Below are 13,863 nucleotides of genomic sequence, written 5' to 3'. Positions count from 1 at the left end.
GGCGCTCCTCGGGGAGTTGATGACTTGCCTTGACAAGTGAACGCTAAAACAAAACGGTTGCCTGTTCAAGCCATACGAGTTTCCCAGGAAACCGTCACTGGCGTAGGCTGGCGGGATGAACGCGGAGGCGCCCCGGTGGCTCGACGAGCAGGAGATGTCCACCTGGATGGCCCTGTTGTGCGTCATGACGTGGTTGCCCCACGAGCTGGACGCACAGCTGCAGCGCGACGCGGGGATCAGCCACTTCGAGTACGGGCTGCTCGCCCAGCTGTCGGCGAGCCCGAACGACGAGGCCCGCATCAGCGATCTGGCCCGCGTCGGCAACGGCGCACTCCCCCGCGTGTCGAAGGCGCTCGACCGCTTCGAGCAGCACGGCTGGATCACCCGACGCCCGGACCCGTCCGACGGCCGCTACACGCTCGCCACCCTGACACCGGAAGGGCGGGCGCTCGTCGAACGGACCGCCCCCGGCCACGTCGAGCAGGTGCGGCGGCTGGTGTTCGACCGCCTCACCCCCAGCCAGGTCCGGCAGCTGGGCCGCATCGCGGGGACGATCGAGGCGGCCGTGCGGCCGGCCCCGCGCAGTAGGTTGCGTCCGTGAGCACACTCGACGAGCGGGGGCGGCGCTGGCGGCTCCTGCTGGGCGCCGACGCCGAGGAAGGGCTCGGCGAGGGGCTCGGCGCCGGCGACGCCGGCATCGACCAGGCGTTGACCGTGCTCTACGACCGGCCCGACGCCGACAGCACCGGCTCCGGCCGGACCGGCCGCCGCTCCGGCGGGCTCGGCGGTTCGGCGCCGGCGGTGGCGCGCTGGCTGGGCGACATCCGCACCTACTTCCCGTCGACGGTGGTGCAGGTGATGCAGCGCGACGCCGTCGACCGGCTGGGCCTGCACCGCATGCTCCTGGAACCGGAGCTGCTCTCCGCGGTGGAACCCGACGTGCACCTGGCCAGCACGCTGCTGAGCCTGAACCGGGTGATGCCCGAGACCACCCGGGCCACGGCGCGCAAGGTCGTCGGCGACGTGGTCGCCGCCATCGAGAAGCGGATCGCGCAGCACACCCGCTCGGCGGTGTCGGGGGCGCTCGACCGGGCATCGCGCACCCGCCGCCCGCGCCCGTCCGACATCGACTGGGGCGCGACGATCGCGGCGAACCTCACCCGGTACCTGCCCGAGCACCGCACCGTCGTGCCGGAACGGCTGGTCGGGCACACCCGCCGGCGCCAGGCGCTGGAGCGGGAGGTCGTGCTCGCCATCGACCAGTCCGGGTCGATGGCGGCCTCCGTCGTCTACGCGGCCGTGTTCGGCGCGGTGCTGGCGACGATCCGGTCGCTGCGCACGTCGCTGGTCGTGTTCGACACGGCGGTGGTGGATCTGTCCGACCGGCTCGACGACCCCGTCGACCTGCTGTTCGGCACGCAGCTCGGCGGCGGCACGGACATCAACCAGGCGGTCGCGTACTGCGCGTCGCGCGTCACCAAGCCGCGGGACACGCTGTTCGTACTGGTCACGGACCTCTTCGAGGGCGGGAACGAGGAGGAGATGCTGCGGCGCATCGCCACCCTGCACGCGGCGGGCGTGCAGGTGCTGGTGCTGCTCGCGCTCTCGGACGACGGCGCCCCGGTCTCGGACAAGGAGAACGCCGCCGCGCTCGCGGCGCTCGGCATCCCGGTGTTCGCCTGCACCCCGGACGCGTTCCCCGACCTCCTCGCCGTGGCCCTGCGCCGGGGCGACGTGGCCGGTTGGGTGGAGGGGTACCGCGCCGCGCGGCGGTGACGGTGTTCGGTGCGGGGGTGGCGTTGATCAAGGGCAAAAGGTCGTTGATCGATCGTGAACGACGACATTCTGCCCTTGATCAACGAAACCGCGCCGCACCGCCAGACCCGTCGAGGAGAACGGCGGCGGCCTCGCGAGCCGAGCGGGCGGCGTCCGGCGTTCCGAGCACCGCTGCCGTGACGATCGCGCCTTCGGCCAGCACGAACACCTGCGTGGACAGCGAAGGTGAGCCGCCGGCGGCGGTCACGAGGTCGCGGACGTACCCGGCGAACAGCTCCTTGTGCCGGCGGGCCTCGGCTGCGACGGCGGCCGACGTGGCGCCCAGCTCGCCGAACGCGTTGACGAACGCGCAGCCGCGGAAGTCGGGTTCGGCGAACCACTCGGCGAGCCAGCCGAAGACGGCGAGGACGCGGGCGCGCGGCTCCTCGACGCGGTCGACGTGGGCGGCGAGGCGGGCGCGCCACGCGGCGTCGCGGCGGCGCAGCCAGGCTGCGACCAGCGCTTCCTTGGAGGGGAACTCCTGGTAGAGGCGTTTGAGCGACGCCCCCGACGCAGTGCGCAGCTCGTCCATCCCGACGGTCTGGACCCCGCGGGCGTAGAAGAGCGCATCGGCGGCGTCGAGGATCTCGTCATTGCTCGGAGAACGCACGTTCTCTAGCCTACGGGACATGGCCGACCGCCCCCCGCTCCCACCGTTCACGCTCGAGACGGCGATCCAGAAGGTCCGCATGGCGGAGAACGCGTGGAACACCCGCGACCCGGAGAAGGTGTCGCTCGCGTACACCGAGGACTCCCGCTGGCGCAACCGCTCCGAGTTCGTCACCGGCCGGGCCGAGATCGTCGGCCTCCTGACCCGCAAGTGGCAGCGGGAGCTGGACTACCGCCTGATCAAGGAGATCTGGGCGTACGGCGACAACCGCATCGCCGTGCGGTTCGCCTACGAGAGCCACGACGCGGACGGCCAGTGGTGGCGCTCGTTCGGCAACGAGAACTGGGAGTTCGACGAGCACGGGCTGATGGCCGTGCGGCACGCGTCGATCAACGACGTGCCGATCACGGAGGCCGAGCGCGCCTACCGCTGGCCGTCCGGGCCGCGGCCCGACGACCACCCGGGGCTGTCCGATCTCGGGTTCTAGTCTCAGCGTGTGCTGATCACGAACGTCCGCAACGGTCCCGGTGGCTTGCTGGTCGACGTCGAGGTGGCCGGCGGCGTGATCGCCGCGATCCGGCCCGCCGGCACCGGGTCGGGGTTCGACGCCGACGGCGGCACGATCCTCCCCGGCCTGCGCGACGCGCACGTGCACATCGGGCAGTGGGCGGCCGCGCGGCAGAAGGTGCAGCTCGACGGCGCGCACTCCGCCGCCGAGGCCGTGGCGCAGGTGTCCGCGGCCGCCGGCCCGGGCACCGGTCTGGTGAGCGGCGCCGGCTTCCGCGACGCGCTGTGGCCCGATCAGCCGCACAAGGATCTCCTCGAAGCCGCGCTGCCGGGCCGCCCGGTCGCGCTGTCCAGCCAGGACCTGCACACCTTGTGGCTCTCCCCCGCCGCCCTCGCGCTGATCGGCGTGGACCACCCGACGGGCGTGCTCGTCGAGGACGAGTGCTACCGCGCAACGGCCGCGCTACCGGGCCCCGACACCGCCACCGTCGACCGGTGGGCGCGCGAGGCGCTGGCCGCGGCGGCCACCCGCGGGGTCACCGCCGTCGACGACTTCGAGTTCGCCGACACCGTCGTCGACTGGACCCGCCGCGCCGCGCAGGGCCCGCTCGCCACCCGGGTGCGCTGCGTCATCGCCCGGCACCTGCTCGACACCGCGATCGCCCGCGGCCACCGCACCGGCCAGGTGCTCGACGACCCGCAGCTGACCGTCGGGCCGCTCAAGCTGTTCGTGGACGGCTCGCTCAACACCCGCACCGCCTGGTGCTGCACGCCCTACCCGGGCACCGACTCCCGCGGGCACCTGGCGCTGCCCCTCCCCGAGCTGACCGAGCTGGTCGCGAAGGGGGCGGCGCACGGCATCACCCCGGCCGTGCACGCCATCGGCGACGCTGCCGCCACCGTGGCGCTGGACGCGTTCGCCGCCGTCGGCACGCCGGGTCGCATCGAGCACGCCCAGCTGCTGGACCCGGCCGACGTCGCGCGGTTCGTCGAGCTCGGTGTCACCGCGAGCGTGCAGCCGGCGCACCAGCCGGACGACCGGGACGTCGCCGACCGCTGGTGGGCCGGACGCACCGGACGCGCGTTCCCTTACGCCGACCTGCACGCCGCCGGGGTGCCGTTGGCGTTCGGCTCGGACGCACCGGTCGCGCCGCTCGACCCGTGGGACGGCATCGCGTCGGCGGTCACCCGCACCGACGACGAGCGGCCGCCGTGGCACCCGGAGCAGGCGCTGCCGCTGGCCGCGGCGGTCGCCGCGTCGTGCGACGGGCGGACCGAGCTCGCCGTCGGCGACGTCGCCGACCTGGCCGTGGTGGCCGGTGACCTCACCACCAGCACCGACCTGCGGGCCACGGAGGTGCTGCTCACGGCCGTCGCCGGCCGCGTCACGCACCAGGTGTGACGGATCAGAACAGCTCGAACGACGTGCGCGACACGGCGAACCCGTGCAGCGTGGCACCGTTCTCGCAGCGGACGCCGGTCTGGCGGCTGACGCACACCAGCTGGCCGAGCCGCACCGACTCGCCGTAGCCCAGCACTGCCGGACTGCCGCCGAGGTCGTCGGCCACGCAGGACAGCGTGCCCTCGCCGGACCCGCTGATCGTCGCCCCCGTGGCCCACGCGCCGGTGCAGCCCGGCGGCCGCGCGGGCACCGTCCACGTGCGGTCGCCGACGTCGCAGCGCACCTCGTTCGGGTCCATCCGGCAGGCGATGTTGCCCGACGGGGTGCGGAAGAGCGCTCCGCCGGTGCCGAAGCGGGGATCGACGGAGGCGTCGACGGGCTGGCCGTCGGAGGTGACGTCGGCGGGCGCCGCGCCGCTCTCGACCCCCGGGGCGCGGGTCGCCAACCACACCCCGCCGACGGTCACCAGGGCCAGTACCAGCGCGATCGCGGCCAGCCGGCCACGCGCCCGACGGGGCGTGGTCGGGACCGGCGTGCGGTCGGTCGGCGCCTCGGCGGGCAGCGGCGGCGCGGGGCGGGCCGCCAGCGGGACGGTGACCGGTGGAGGCACGGTGAACCGGTCACCGCCCAGCGCGTCCTGCACCTGCGCGGCCGTGGGCCGGGCGGCCGGATCGCGGGACAGGCAGGAGCGGACGAGCCCGCGCAACGGCTCGGGCACCGCCGACACGTCCGGCACGGTGTTCACGATCTTGTAGATGCTGCCGGCGACCGTGCCGGCGTCGAACGGCGACGCGCCGGTCGACGCGTAGACCAGCAGCGCGCCCAGCGCGAACACGTCGCTGTACGGGCCGACGTCACGCGACCCCGTCGCCTGCTCCGGCGACATGAACGACGGGGTGCCCATGAGGTTGCCGGTACCGGTGAGGTTGGTGGCGCCCAGGCCGCGGGCGATCCCGAAGTCGATCAGTCGCGGCCCCTGGGCCGAGAGGATCACGTTGGCGGGCTTCAGGTCCCGGTGCACCAAGCCCGTGGCGTGCACGATCGCGAGCCCGGCCGCGAGCCGCGCCCCCAGGGCCGCGACCTGCGCGGCGGGGAGCGGCCCGCCCTCGCGCACCCGTTCCTGCAGCGACGGACCGTCCACGAACGCGGTGGCCAGCCACGGCGGCGTCGCGTCCGGGTCGGCGGCCAGCACGGGCGCGGTGAACCAGGCCGGGATCGTCGACGCCATGCGGATCTCGCGGCGGAACCGCTCCCGGAACTTCGGATCCTTCGTCAGCTCGGAGTGCGCCACCTTGATCGCGACGCGCCGGCCGTGCGGATCGGCGCCGAGGAACACCTGCCCCATCCCACCTGCGCCGATCCGCCCGTCGACGCGGAACGGGCCGATCGTGCGGGGATCGGTGGGGAGGAGCGGATCCATCGGGGACGACCCTACGGCGTCCGGCCCGCGACGGAACCCGCGCAGCGGCCGACGACTCCCGCGAGTCCCGCGTTCCGCCGCGCGAGTCCTGCGTTTCGCCGGGCGAGTCGCGCGGCAGAACACAGGACTCGCGGGGGACGCGCCCTCAGCCGGCGGCCGGACGCCGCGCCGCGACGACGGACGGCAGGCGGCGCACCCGTCGGCTCAGCACGATCGCCCACACGAATGTGGCTGCGGATGCCGCGGTGGCCACCCCGGTCAGTACGGACGGAGCCACGTCCTCGTCGAGGGACAGGACCGCCAGCGCCACACCGGGGTACAGCACTCCCAGCGCGATGTAGTACCAGCCGAGCGTCCTCGTCTCGTCGGAGGTGAGGTCGACGTGCTTCCACCGCCATCCGACGGTGATGTACCGGTAGAACCGGTACGCCCGGCCCCTGACGATCATCAGGATCCCGGGCACGACGATCAACGCGCCCGAGAACCCGGCGAACACCAACCACACGAACCACTTGCCGGTCATCACCGTCCCCGTCGTGACTCGAGCTGCGCTCAGCGGCTCCGCTGAGCGCTCGCCTCGACGACCGACGGCAGGCGGCGCACCTGCCGGGCCAGCATGAACGCCCATCCGAAGAAGGCCACCGCCGCGGCCGCGACCAGCCAGGTCAGGACGGCCGGAGCGGATCCGTCGGCCCAGAAGATGATCACCCACGCCACGCACAGCCACATCACGCCCCGCACGATGCGCTGCCGGCCGAACGTCCGGGTCTCGTCCGGCGTGAAGTCGACGGGGACCCAGCGCCACCCGACGGTGACGTACCGGAACGCGTCGGGCGCCCGGCCCCTGAGAACCATCAGGATCCCGGGTACCACGCTGAACCCGACGACCAGTGCGGCGTACCCCACGAACAGCACCCAATGCCAGCTCACGTCGATCTCCTCCCGATCGAGGAGCACGGTGGCAGTCGGGGGTTGCCTCGGCGCTTCCGTGGCCTCTCACGCCGATCAGCGACGCAGCGCGGTCTCCCGCTCCATGAACGACAGCTTCGCGGGGTTGCGCACGCCGTAGAGACCGGTGATGACGCCGCCGTCCGACCGGACGGTGATGACGGTGTCGAGCTCGCCGTCGAGCCGGATGATCAGCGCGGGGAAGCCGTTGACCTGAGCCGGTTCGTACGCCAGCACGCCATCGGTCCGGGCCGGTCCGCCGATCAGCAGCCGGGCCACCCGGTCGGCCCCGACGATGGGACGCGGCACGGCCTGCTTGACGCCGCCGCCGTCGCCCATCAGGACGACGTCCGGCGCGAGCACGTCGAGCAGTCCCTGCAGGTCGCCCGTCTCGACGGCCCGTTGGAACGACGCGAGCACGTCGCGGGTCTCGGCCGAGGAGGCGGTCCCGCGCGGCCGGCGGGCAGCGACGTGCGACCGCGCCCGGTGCGCGATCTGGCGGACCGCGGCCGGGGACTTGTCGACGGCGACGGCGATCTCCTCGTACGCGACGTCGAAGACCTCGCGCAGCACGAACACCGCCCGCTCGGTCGGCGTCAGCGTCTCCAGGACCAGCAGCATCGCCGTCGAGACGCTCTCGGCGAGCTCGACGTCGTCGGCCACGTCGGGTGTGGTGAGCAGCGGCTCCGGCAACCAGGGCCCGACGTAGGACTCCTTGCGCCTGCCGAGCGTGCGCAGCCGGCCGAGCGCCTGCCGGGTGGTGATCTGCACGAGGTAGGAGCGCTGGTCGCGGACGGTGTCGAGGTCGACCCCGGTCCACCGCATCCAGGTCTCCTGCAGGACGTCCTCGGCGTCGGCGGCCGAGCCGAGCATCTCGTAGGCGACCGTGAAGAGCAGGTTGCGATGCTCGAGGAACGCCGCGGTGTGCGCGTCCTGGGTACTCATGGGTTCGTCCTCCTCGCGCCGACCATGCCACCCACCAGATGCCGCGCTCCACCGTCCTGTGACAGCTGACCGGCGTGGCGTGGGTCACGTCGGCCGGGCTGTCACACGCGGCGGGTCCGCGGCATCTGGTGGGCGTCCGATGCACATGCACCGGCCATCCGAGAGGACGACGTCATGGACGCACGGTTCGATTTCTTCGGCAACGAGCTCGCCACGAAGTTCGCCAAGCGCTTCGCCAACGCCGCGATGGTGATCGCGCAGTCGCCGCTGCCGAAGGCGACCCAGGAGCTGGTGAGCCTGCGCGCCAGCCAGATCAACGGCTGCGCCTTCTGCACCGACATGCACACGAAGGACGCGGCGGCCGCCGGGGAGACCGCGGTGCGGCTGCACCTGGTGGCCGTCTGGCGCGAGGCCGTCGTCTTCACCGAGGCGGAGCGGGCCGCGCTGGCGTTCGCCGAGGAGGCCACGCGGCTCGCCGACGCCCACGAGGGCGTGTCCGACGAGACGTGGGCGCAGGTGCGCAAGCACTACGACGACGACCAGACCGCCGCCTTGATCGCCCTGGTCAGCCTGATCAACGCGGCCAACCGGATGAACGTCGTCCTGCGCACCCCGGCCGGTTCGTACGAGCCCGGCATGTTCGGCGAGTTCACGAGCTGACGCCGGGCGTCGTCGAGCCGCGCACCACGATCCGGTGCGGGACGACGACCTGCTCCCACGGCCCGTCGGCGCCGTCGACCCGCGCCACGACGCGATCGACGGCGGCTCCGGCGAGGGCGGGGACGTCGGGAGCGACGGTGGTGATGCCGGGGTCGAGGTAGGCGGCGACGGGGATGTCGTCCCAGCCGGTGACGGCGACATCGCCGGGCACCGTGCGCCCGGCCGCGCGCAGCCCGTGCAGCACACCGGTGGCGAGGAGGTCGTTGGCGCAGACGATGCCGTCGACGTCGGGGGCGTCGGCGAGCAGCCGGGCGACCCCGGCGGCACCGCCGGCCTCGTCGTAGACGAGCGCCTCGACGAGCGCGGCCGGGGCGAGCCCGGCGGCGGCCAGCGCCTCGGTGAAGCCCTGCACGCGCACCCCGCCGGGCTCGGGCGCGCCGTCCGGCCGGTGCCCGACGAACGCGATGCGCCGCCGCCCGGTCGTGACGAGGTGCTCGGTGATCTCGCGGGCGGCCGCCACGTTGTCGATGGCGACCGTGTCGAGGCCGGCACCCGCGGTGTTCTCGCCCAGCAGCACGACGGGCAGTCGCGCCGCGAGCCGCAGCAGCTCGGTCGGCGAGGTGTAGGTCGGGCTGAAGATCACCCCGTCGAACGCGAACCGCAGCAGCGACGACGCCGCACGCTCCTCGTCGCGTGGCGCCCGTCCCGCCGTCTCGACGAACACGGCGTACCCGCGCACCTGCGCCGCCGCGAACACGGCCTCGATCAGCATCGAGAAGTACGGGTTGCGCACGTCCGGCACCACCAGGGTCAGGGTGTGCGTGCGGCCCTGCCGCAGCTGCCGCGCGGGCAGCGCCGTGCGGTAGTCCAGCTGCGCGATCGCGGCCAGCACCCGAGCGCGGGTGTCCGGCGCGACGTTGGTCCGCTCGTGCACGACGTTGGTGACCGTCTTCCACGACACCCCGGCCAGCGCGGCGACGTCCTTGATCGTCGGCGGCCTGCTGCTGGTCACCGCTCCTGCTCGCCGGCGCCCGGGCGCTGCTGGGCGGCGCGGACGCGGGCGACGTCGAGCTTCTCCGAGCGGTCGAAGCGGTAGATGCCGTTGCGTTCCTGCATGACGTCGGTGAGCTGGGTGTAGCAGTAGCCGAACATGTCGGGATCGCCCAGCAGCACCGCCGTGAGCCCGGCGAACCGCTGGTGGAACTCCTCCTCGTCGCGCACGCGGTCGCCGTAGCCCCACGACTCGCTGCGGTCGTCGCCGGCCGCCGCGGCGGCGTCGGGATCCCACCAGATGCCGCCGAACTCGGACACGAAGTAGGGCTGGCCCGCGTACGGCAGCGAGACCGCGCGCTCCTCGTGCAGGTTGACGAAGGGAGCGTCCTCGCCGAGGCCCTTCATCAGCTCGGCGAACCGCTCCGGGTCCTGCTCGTAGTGGTGGGAGTCGTACACGTCGGTCTCGGCGACGCGGTGCGAGTAGCCGGACGCGTCGATCACCGGGCGGGTCGGGTCGGCCAGCTTGGTGGCCAGGAACATCGCGCGGGTGACGTCGTCGAGCACCGTGATGCGGTCGTGCAGCGCCTGGTAGGTCTCGTTGAGCGGGCACCAGCCGACGATCGACGGGTGGTTGTGGTCGCGGGCCAGCACCTCCAGCCACTGCGTCACGAACGACGCCGTGGGCTGCTGGTTGTGCCCCACGGCGCTCTGCCCGGACGCGCCCCAGTCGCCGAACTCGCCCCAGACGAGGTAGCCGAGCCGGTCGGCGTGGTGCAGGAAGCGCTCCTCGAACACCTTCTGGTGCAGCCGCGCCCCGTTGAACCCGGCGGCCAGCGCCAGCTCGACGTCGCGGACGAGCGCCGCGTCGCTCGGCGCCGTCATCAACGTGTCCGGCCACCAGCCCTGGTCGAGCACGAGCCGCTGGAACACCGGTTCGCCGTTGAGCAGCAGCCGCTTTCCGTCGATCGAGATCGACCGGATGCCGGTGTAGCTCTCCACCTCGTCGACGACGTCACCGTCGGCGTCGACGAGCCGCACGGTGACGTCGTAGAGGTGCGGATCGGCCGGTGACCAGGGCCGCAGCCGCTCGGCCGGGACGGTCACGGTGACCGTCGGGGTGAGGTCCAGATCCGCCCTCGCGGACGCGGTCGCGACCGGCCCGTCCGCGTCCGAGAGGGCGACGACGAGCCGGTGGCCGGCCCGGTTCGCCGTGACCGGAGCCTCGACGGTGACGGTGCCCGCCGCCAGGTTGGGCGTGATCCGCACCGAGCGGACGTGCAGCGGCGGCACCGCCTCCAGCCACACCGTCTGCCAGATGCCGGTGGTGCGGGTGTAGTGGCAGTGCGTGTTCGCGTACCAGGTGGCCTGCTTGCCGCGGGCCTGCACGCCGTGCCGGGAGTCGCGGGCGCGCACGACCACGCGCACGGTCTCGCCGGCCCGCTCTCCCAGGTCGGCGGTGAAGGAGGAGAACCCGCCGCGGTGCCGGACCACCTCGACCCCGTCGGCCCACACCGTGGCGTCGTGGTCGACGGCGCCGAAGTGCAGCAGCACCCGCCTGCCGGCCCACTCGGCCGGCACCTCGACGTCTCGGGCGTACCAGACGGCCTCCAGGAAGTCGGTGTTCCCGATCCCCGACGCCGTCGACTCCGGCGCGAACGGCACCGTGATCTGCCCGGTCAGCGGCCGGTCGCGCAGGCCGCGCTCCAGGCCGGAGTCGCCCTGGTCGATCTCGAACTCCCACTGCCCGTTCAGCGAGCGCCACAGGGGGCGCACCGCCGTCGGGCGCGGGTGCTCGGGACGGGGGACGTCGTTCACGGGCGGAGACCTCTCGCAGGCGGCATTACAACGTGAGAATCGTGATGGCGACGACGCTCTGTCAACCCCCGGATTTCTGTCGGCGGTCCGCGGGACGATGGCCCCATGAGCGACATCAGCGCCGACATCTCCGGAGATCTGGCGGCGACCCCGGCCGGCATCCACGTCACCCACGAGGCCGCGCGGCGTCGCCGGAGCGAGGGCCCCGGCGCCGATCGCAGCTGGCGCATCGGGGCCGACGGCGAGATCGCCGTGGCGGCGGTGCTGTCCCGCCTCACGCAGGAGTCGGTGCTCGACCGCGCGCTCGGCCGGGCACCGCGGTGGCGGGTGCTGCACGCCGTGCCGCTGGGCCTGTCCGAGGGCCGGATGCGCGACATCGACCACCTGGTGCTCGGCCCGCCCGGCGTCGTCACGATCAACACCCACCACCACCCCCGCGGCCGGGTCGTCGTCGAGGGCGACTCGGTGCTGGTCGGCGGCCGGTCGGTGGAGCACGTCGCCTCCGCACGAGCCGAAGCGGCCCGAGCCGAGGAAGCACTCTCAGCCGCACTAGGGCGGCCGGTGCGGGCGCGGCCCATCGTCGCGCTGGTGGGCGCGCTGCTCTGGCAGCGGCGCGCGCCCGCCGGGGTCACCGTCTGCACGGCGGCCGACCTGGTCGCCACCTTGAACGCGCTGCCGCCGGTCTGGGGCCGGTCCGAGGTGGCCGATGCGTTCGCCGCGGCGCGCCGCCCGGCCACCTGGGTGGCACGCTGATCACCGTGGACGCACTGGAGGCCGCCAAGGCCGCGATCGTCGACCGCTGCCGGCGCATGGCGGGCGACGGGCTCACCGTCGGCACGTCCGGCAACGTGTCGGTCCGGGTCGGCGAGCGGATCGCGATCACCCCGTCCGGGGTGTCGTACGAGGAGCTGACGCCAGAGCAGGTGTGCGTCACCGATCTCGACGGGCACCCGGTCGGGCCGGGCCCGGTGCCCTCGTCGGAGGCGCCGATGCACGTGGCGCTGTACCGGGCCACCGGCGCTGGCGCGGTGGTGCACACGCACCCGATCTACGCGACGGCCGTGTCCACGCTGGTCGACGAGCTGCCGCCGATCCACTACATGCTGGCCGCGCTCGGCGGTCGGCTGCGGGTGGCGCCCTACGCCACCTACGGCACCCCGGAGCTGGCCGCGCACGCCGTCGCCGCACTCGACGGCGGATCGGCGGTGCTGCACGCCAACCACGGCGCCACCACCGTCGGGCCCGACCTCGCGAAGGCCTACGACCGCAGCGTGCTCGTGGAGTGGCTGTGCCGGCTCTGGCACCAGGCACGCGCCGCCGGCGAACCCCGCCTGCTGCCGGCCGCCGAGATCGAGCACGTGGGCGAGTTGCTGCGCGGCTACGGGCAGCCACCCCCTCCTTAGACGTGGAGCTCGCGCACAGCTGGGTCCGCGAGAGCCGCGGGTCGTCACCGCCGCGAGCGCCGGCGAGGTGCTGACCGCGTCCGGGGCCGATCCGACGCAGCCGGTGTCGCTGACCGACTGCGCCGAGCAGTTCGGCATCGAGCCGTGGTTGGGGGTCACCGAGGTGCCGGGCGCGGTGGTCGCGGTCGAGTACAACGTTTGGAAGGGCTCGGTCGCCGCCATGCCGATGCAGCTCAGCCTTCCGTGACGCCGCCGAGGTGCGCGAGCCGGCCTGGTGGGCCGTGCGGGAGGCGGTCGCGCACGCCGGCCTGCACGACGGTCCGGTCGTCACCGCAACCCTCGACGCACGTGCGCTCGGCGCCGCGGCAGAGGTGCTGGCTCGAGGCCACCGACCCGGATCCGTTGGCGTCGGCCCGCACATGATCCAGAACGCCGCATGCGTGTTCGGCGCCGACACCGACGTGTTCCTGGAGGGTCCGCACCCGTCTCGCCGTCGCCCGATCGTGATCTTCGCGCGGGCGCGTCGTGTCCGGTTCCGCACGCTTCCGCACCGAGCATGGTCAGGTGCGCCGAACCCCGCTCGCCGTCCTCGGCACCGTCCTCGTGGGCACGATCGTCGGCTGCGCCCTCGCCGTGCCGGCGGGGGCGTCGGCGCCGGTGGTCGCCGGGCCCGGTGAGGTGTGCGAGAAGTTCGGCTCCACCCCGGTGGCCGGTGGGCACTACGAGGTGCAGAACAACGTGTGGGGCTCCACCGACCCGCAGTGCGTGCGCGCGTTCGACACCGGCTTCGAGGTCGTGCTGGGCGACCACCACGCCACCGAGGCCCCGGCCGCCTACCCGTCGATCTTCGCGGGCTGCCACTACGGCACCTGCACCACCGGAACGGTGCTGCCGAAGGCCGTGCGTGAGCTCGGCCCCGTGACGAGCACGTTCGCGATCCGCGCGCCGCAGTCCGGCACGTGGGTCGCGGCGTACGACATCTGGTTCGACCCCACCCCGCGGCGCACCGACACCGTCACCGGTCTGGAGCTGATGATCTGGCTGCGCACCACGGGCCCGGCCCCGATCGGTGAGCGGGTCGGCACGGTCACGCTGGCCGGCACCGAGTGGGAGGTGTGGCAGGGCGAGAACGGCGCCCAGGTGCTGTCGTACGTGCGCGTGCAGCCCACCGACCGCGTCGACGGCCTCGACCTCATGGCGTTCGCGCGCGACGCGACCGCCCGCGGCAAGCTGCCGCCGGAGTGGTACCTGACCAGCGTGCAGGCCGGGTTCGAGCCCTGGACGGGCGGCAAGGGGCTCACCGCTACGCAGTTCGGGGTGACCGGCATCGGAGCCGGGTGAGCCT

The 13,863-nt window shown here is 73.5% G+C and carries 17 protein-coding genes; 9 read left to right on the top strand and 8 right to left on the bottom strand.

The window, feature by feature from the left end:
* Positions 1 to 115: 115 nt before the first annotated feature.
* Positions 116 to 601, top strand: coding sequence for a MarR family winged helix-turn-helix transcriptional regulator (locus ACQEVB_RS22550; protein ID WP_432974550.1), 486 nt, complete (start codon positions 116 to 118; stop codon positions 599 to 601).
* Complete coding sequence (locus ACQEVB_RS22545; protein WP_432974548.1) at positions 598 to 1,776, top strand: VWA domain-containing protein; 1,179 nt, start codon at positions 598 to 600, stop codon at positions 1,774 to 1,776. The genes ACQEVB_RS22550 and ACQEVB_RS22545 overlap by 4 nt, the downstream gene beginning before the upstream one ends.
* A gap of 79 nt (positions 1,777 to 1,855) precedes the next feature.
* Here the strand turns inward: ACQEVB_RS22545 and ACQEVB_RS22540 are convergent, their stop codons facing one another.
* Positions 1,856 to 2,425 (bottom strand): TetR/AcrR family transcriptional regulator, encoded by a 570-nt coding sequence (locus ACQEVB_RS22540; protein WP_432974546.1) that lies wholly within the window; start codon positions 2,423 to 2,425, stop codon positions 1,856 to 1,858.
* Positions 2,426 to 2,444: 19 nt separating this feature from the next.
* Between ACQEVB_RS22540 and ACQEVB_RS22535 the strand changes: the two genes are divergently transcribed.
* Positions 2,445 to 2,912: a DUF1348 family protein gene (locus ACQEVB_RS22535; protein ID WP_432974544.1), complete on the top strand. Its 468-nt coding sequence runs from the start codon at positions 2,445 to 2,447 to the stop codon at positions 2,910 to 2,912.
* Positions 2,913 to 2,921: 9 nt separating this feature from the next.
* Positions 2,922 to 4,334 (top strand): amidohydrolase family protein, encoded by a 1,413-nt coding sequence (locus ACQEVB_RS22530; RefSeq protein WP_432974542.1) that lies wholly within the window; start codon positions 2,922 to 2,924, stop codon positions 4,332 to 4,334.
* Between the two features lie 4 nt (positions 4,335 to 4,338).
* On the opposite strand, the gene ACQEVB_RS22525 is transcribed toward ACQEVB_RS22530, so the two are convergent.
* From ACQEVB_RS22525 to ACQEVB_RS22510, 4 genes are all read right to left on the bottom strand, one after another.
* Positions 4,339 to 5,754 carry a protein kinase domain-containing protein gene (locus ACQEVB_RS22525; protein WP_432974540.1) on the bottom strand — a complete coding sequence of 472 codons (1,416 nt, stop codon included), beginning with the start codon at positions 5,752 to 5,754 and terminating at the stop codon, positions 4,339 to 4,341.
* Between the two features lie 145 nt (positions 5,755 to 5,899).
* Entirely contained in the window at positions 5,900 to 6,277 is a 378-nt protein-coding gene (locus tag ACQEVB_RS22520) for a hypothetical protein (RefSeq protein ID WP_432974538.1), read from the bottom strand.
* A gap of 29 nt (positions 6,278 to 6,306) precedes the next feature.
* A complete protein-coding gene (locus tag ACQEVB_RS22515; protein ID WP_432974536.1) occupies positions 6,307 to 6,711 on the bottom strand; it encodes a hypothetical protein in 405 nt (134 codons plus the stop codon).
* 48 nt (positions 6,712 to 6,759) lie between these two features.
* Positions 6,760 to 7,647, bottom strand: coding sequence for an RNA polymerase sigma-70 factor (locus ACQEVB_RS22510; RefSeq protein WP_432974534.1), 888 nt, complete (start codon positions 7,645 to 7,647; stop codon positions 6,760 to 6,762).
* A 174-nt stretch (positions 7,648 to 7,821) separates the two neighbouring features.
* On the opposite strand from ACQEVB_RS22510, the gene ACQEVB_RS22505 reads away from it, so the two are divergent.
* Positions 7,822 to 8,307, top strand: a complete 486-nt coding sequence (locus tag ACQEVB_RS22505; protein WP_432974532.1) for a carboxymuconolactone decarboxylase family protein — start codon at positions 7,822 to 7,824, stop codon at positions 8,305 to 8,307.
* Here ACQEVB_RS22505 and ACQEVB_RS22500 read toward each other — a convergent pair.
* The gene (locus ACQEVB_RS22500; RefSeq protein WP_432974530.1) at positions 8,297 to 9,319 is read right to left on the bottom strand and encodes a LacI family DNA-binding transcriptional regulator; all 1,023 of its coding nucleotides are present in this window, start codon (positions 9,317 to 9,319) and stop codon (positions 8,297 to 8,299) included. The two genes, ACQEVB_RS22505 and ACQEVB_RS22500, sit on opposite strands and share 11 nt — an antisense overlap.
* Positions 9,316 to 11,115 (bottom strand): glycoside hydrolase family 2 protein, encoded by a 1,800-nt coding sequence (locus ACQEVB_RS22495; RefSeq protein WP_432974528.1) that lies wholly within the window; start codon positions 11,113 to 11,115, stop codon positions 9,316 to 9,318. The genes ACQEVB_RS22500 and ACQEVB_RS22495 overlap by 4 nt, the downstream gene beginning before the upstream one ends.
* Before the next feature lie 105 nt (positions 11,116 to 11,220).
* On the opposite strand from ACQEVB_RS22495, the gene ACQEVB_RS22490 reads away from it, so the two are divergent.
* The 3 genes from ACQEVB_RS22490 to ACQEVB_RS22480 all read left to right on the top strand — a co-directional run bounded on the left by ACQEVB_RS22490 (position 11,221) and on the right by ACQEVB_RS22480 (position 12,765).
* Positions 11,221 to 11,868 (top strand): nuclease-related domain-containing protein, encoded by a 648-nt coding sequence (locus ACQEVB_RS22490; protein WP_432974526.1) that lies wholly within the window; start codon positions 11,221 to 11,223, stop codon positions 11,866 to 11,868.
* Positions 11,868 to 12,518: a class II aldolase/adducin family protein gene (locus ACQEVB_RS22485; protein ID WP_432980502.1), complete on the top strand. Its 651-nt coding sequence runs from the start codon at positions 11,868 to 11,870 to the stop codon at positions 12,516 to 12,518. The genes ACQEVB_RS22490 and ACQEVB_RS22485 overlap by 1 nt, the downstream gene beginning before the upstream one ends.
* A gap of 67 nt (positions 12,519 to 12,585) precedes the next feature.
* Positions 12,586 to 12,765 (top strand): hypothetical protein, encoded by a 180-nt coding sequence (locus ACQEVB_RS22480; protein WP_432974524.1) that lies wholly within the window; start codon positions 12,586 to 12,588, stop codon positions 12,763 to 12,765.
* On the opposite strand, the gene ACQEVB_RS22475 is transcribed toward ACQEVB_RS22480, so the two are convergent.
* A complete protein-coding gene (locus ACQEVB_RS22475) occupies positions 12,752 to 12,907 on the bottom strand; it encodes a hypothetical protein (protein ID WP_432974523.1) in 156 nt (51 codons plus the stop codon). The two genes, ACQEVB_RS22480 and ACQEVB_RS22475, sit on opposite strands and share 14 nt — an antisense overlap.
* Positions 12,908 to 13,082: 175 nt before the next feature.
* Between ACQEVB_RS22475 and ACQEVB_RS22470 the strand changes: the two genes are divergently transcribed.
* Complete coding sequence (locus ACQEVB_RS22470; RefSeq protein WP_432974521.1) at positions 13,083 to 13,859, top strand: GH12 family glycosyl hydrolase domain-containing protein; 777 nt, start codon at positions 13,083 to 13,085, stop codon at positions 13,857 to 13,859.
* The last annotated feature ends 4 nt before the right edge of the window (positions 13,860 to 13,863 follow it).

This window comes from Pseudonocardia sp. CA-107938 (assembly GCF_050936315.1).
GTDB lineage: Bacteria > Actinomycetota > Actinomycetes > Mycobacteriales > Pseudonocardiaceae > Pseudonocardia.
Note: the sequence above shows the minus strand (reverse complement) of the source record. Positions and strands in the feature narration are given on the sequence as shown.

What these genes read in the sequence shown, in the direction of transcription:
- ACQEVB_RS22535 (WP_432974544.1), top strand. Translation starts at nt 2,445, where the DNA reads ATGGCCGACCGCCCCCCGCTCCCACCGTTCACGCTCGAGACGGCGATC.
- ACQEVB_RS22525 (WP_432974540.1), bottom strand. Translation starts at nt 5,754, where the DNA reads ATGGATCCGCTCCTCCCCACCGATCCCCGCACGATCGGCCCGTTCCGC.
- ACQEVB_RS22505 (WP_432974532.1), top strand. Translation starts at nt 7,822, where the DNA reads ATGGACGCACGGTTCGATTTCTTCGGCAACGAGCTCGCCACGAAGTTC.
- ACQEVB_RS22510 (WP_432974534.1), bottom strand. Translation starts at nt 7,647, where the DNA reads ATGAGTACCCAGGACGCGCACACCGCGGCGTTCCTCGAGCATCGCAAC.
- ACQEVB_RS22520 (WP_432974538.1), bottom strand. Translation starts at nt 6,277, where the DNA reads ATGACCGGCAAGTGGTTCGTGTGGTTGGTGTTCGCCGGGTTCTCGGGC.
- ACQEVB_RS22550 (WP_432974550.1), top strand. Translation starts at nt 116, where the DNA reads ATGAACGCGGAGGCGCCCCGGTGGCTCGACGAGCAGGAGATGTCCACC.
- ACQEVB_RS22490 (WP_432974526.1), top strand. Translation starts at nt 11,221, where the DNA reads ATGAGCGACATCAGCGCCGACATCTCCGGAGATCTGGCGGCGACCCCG.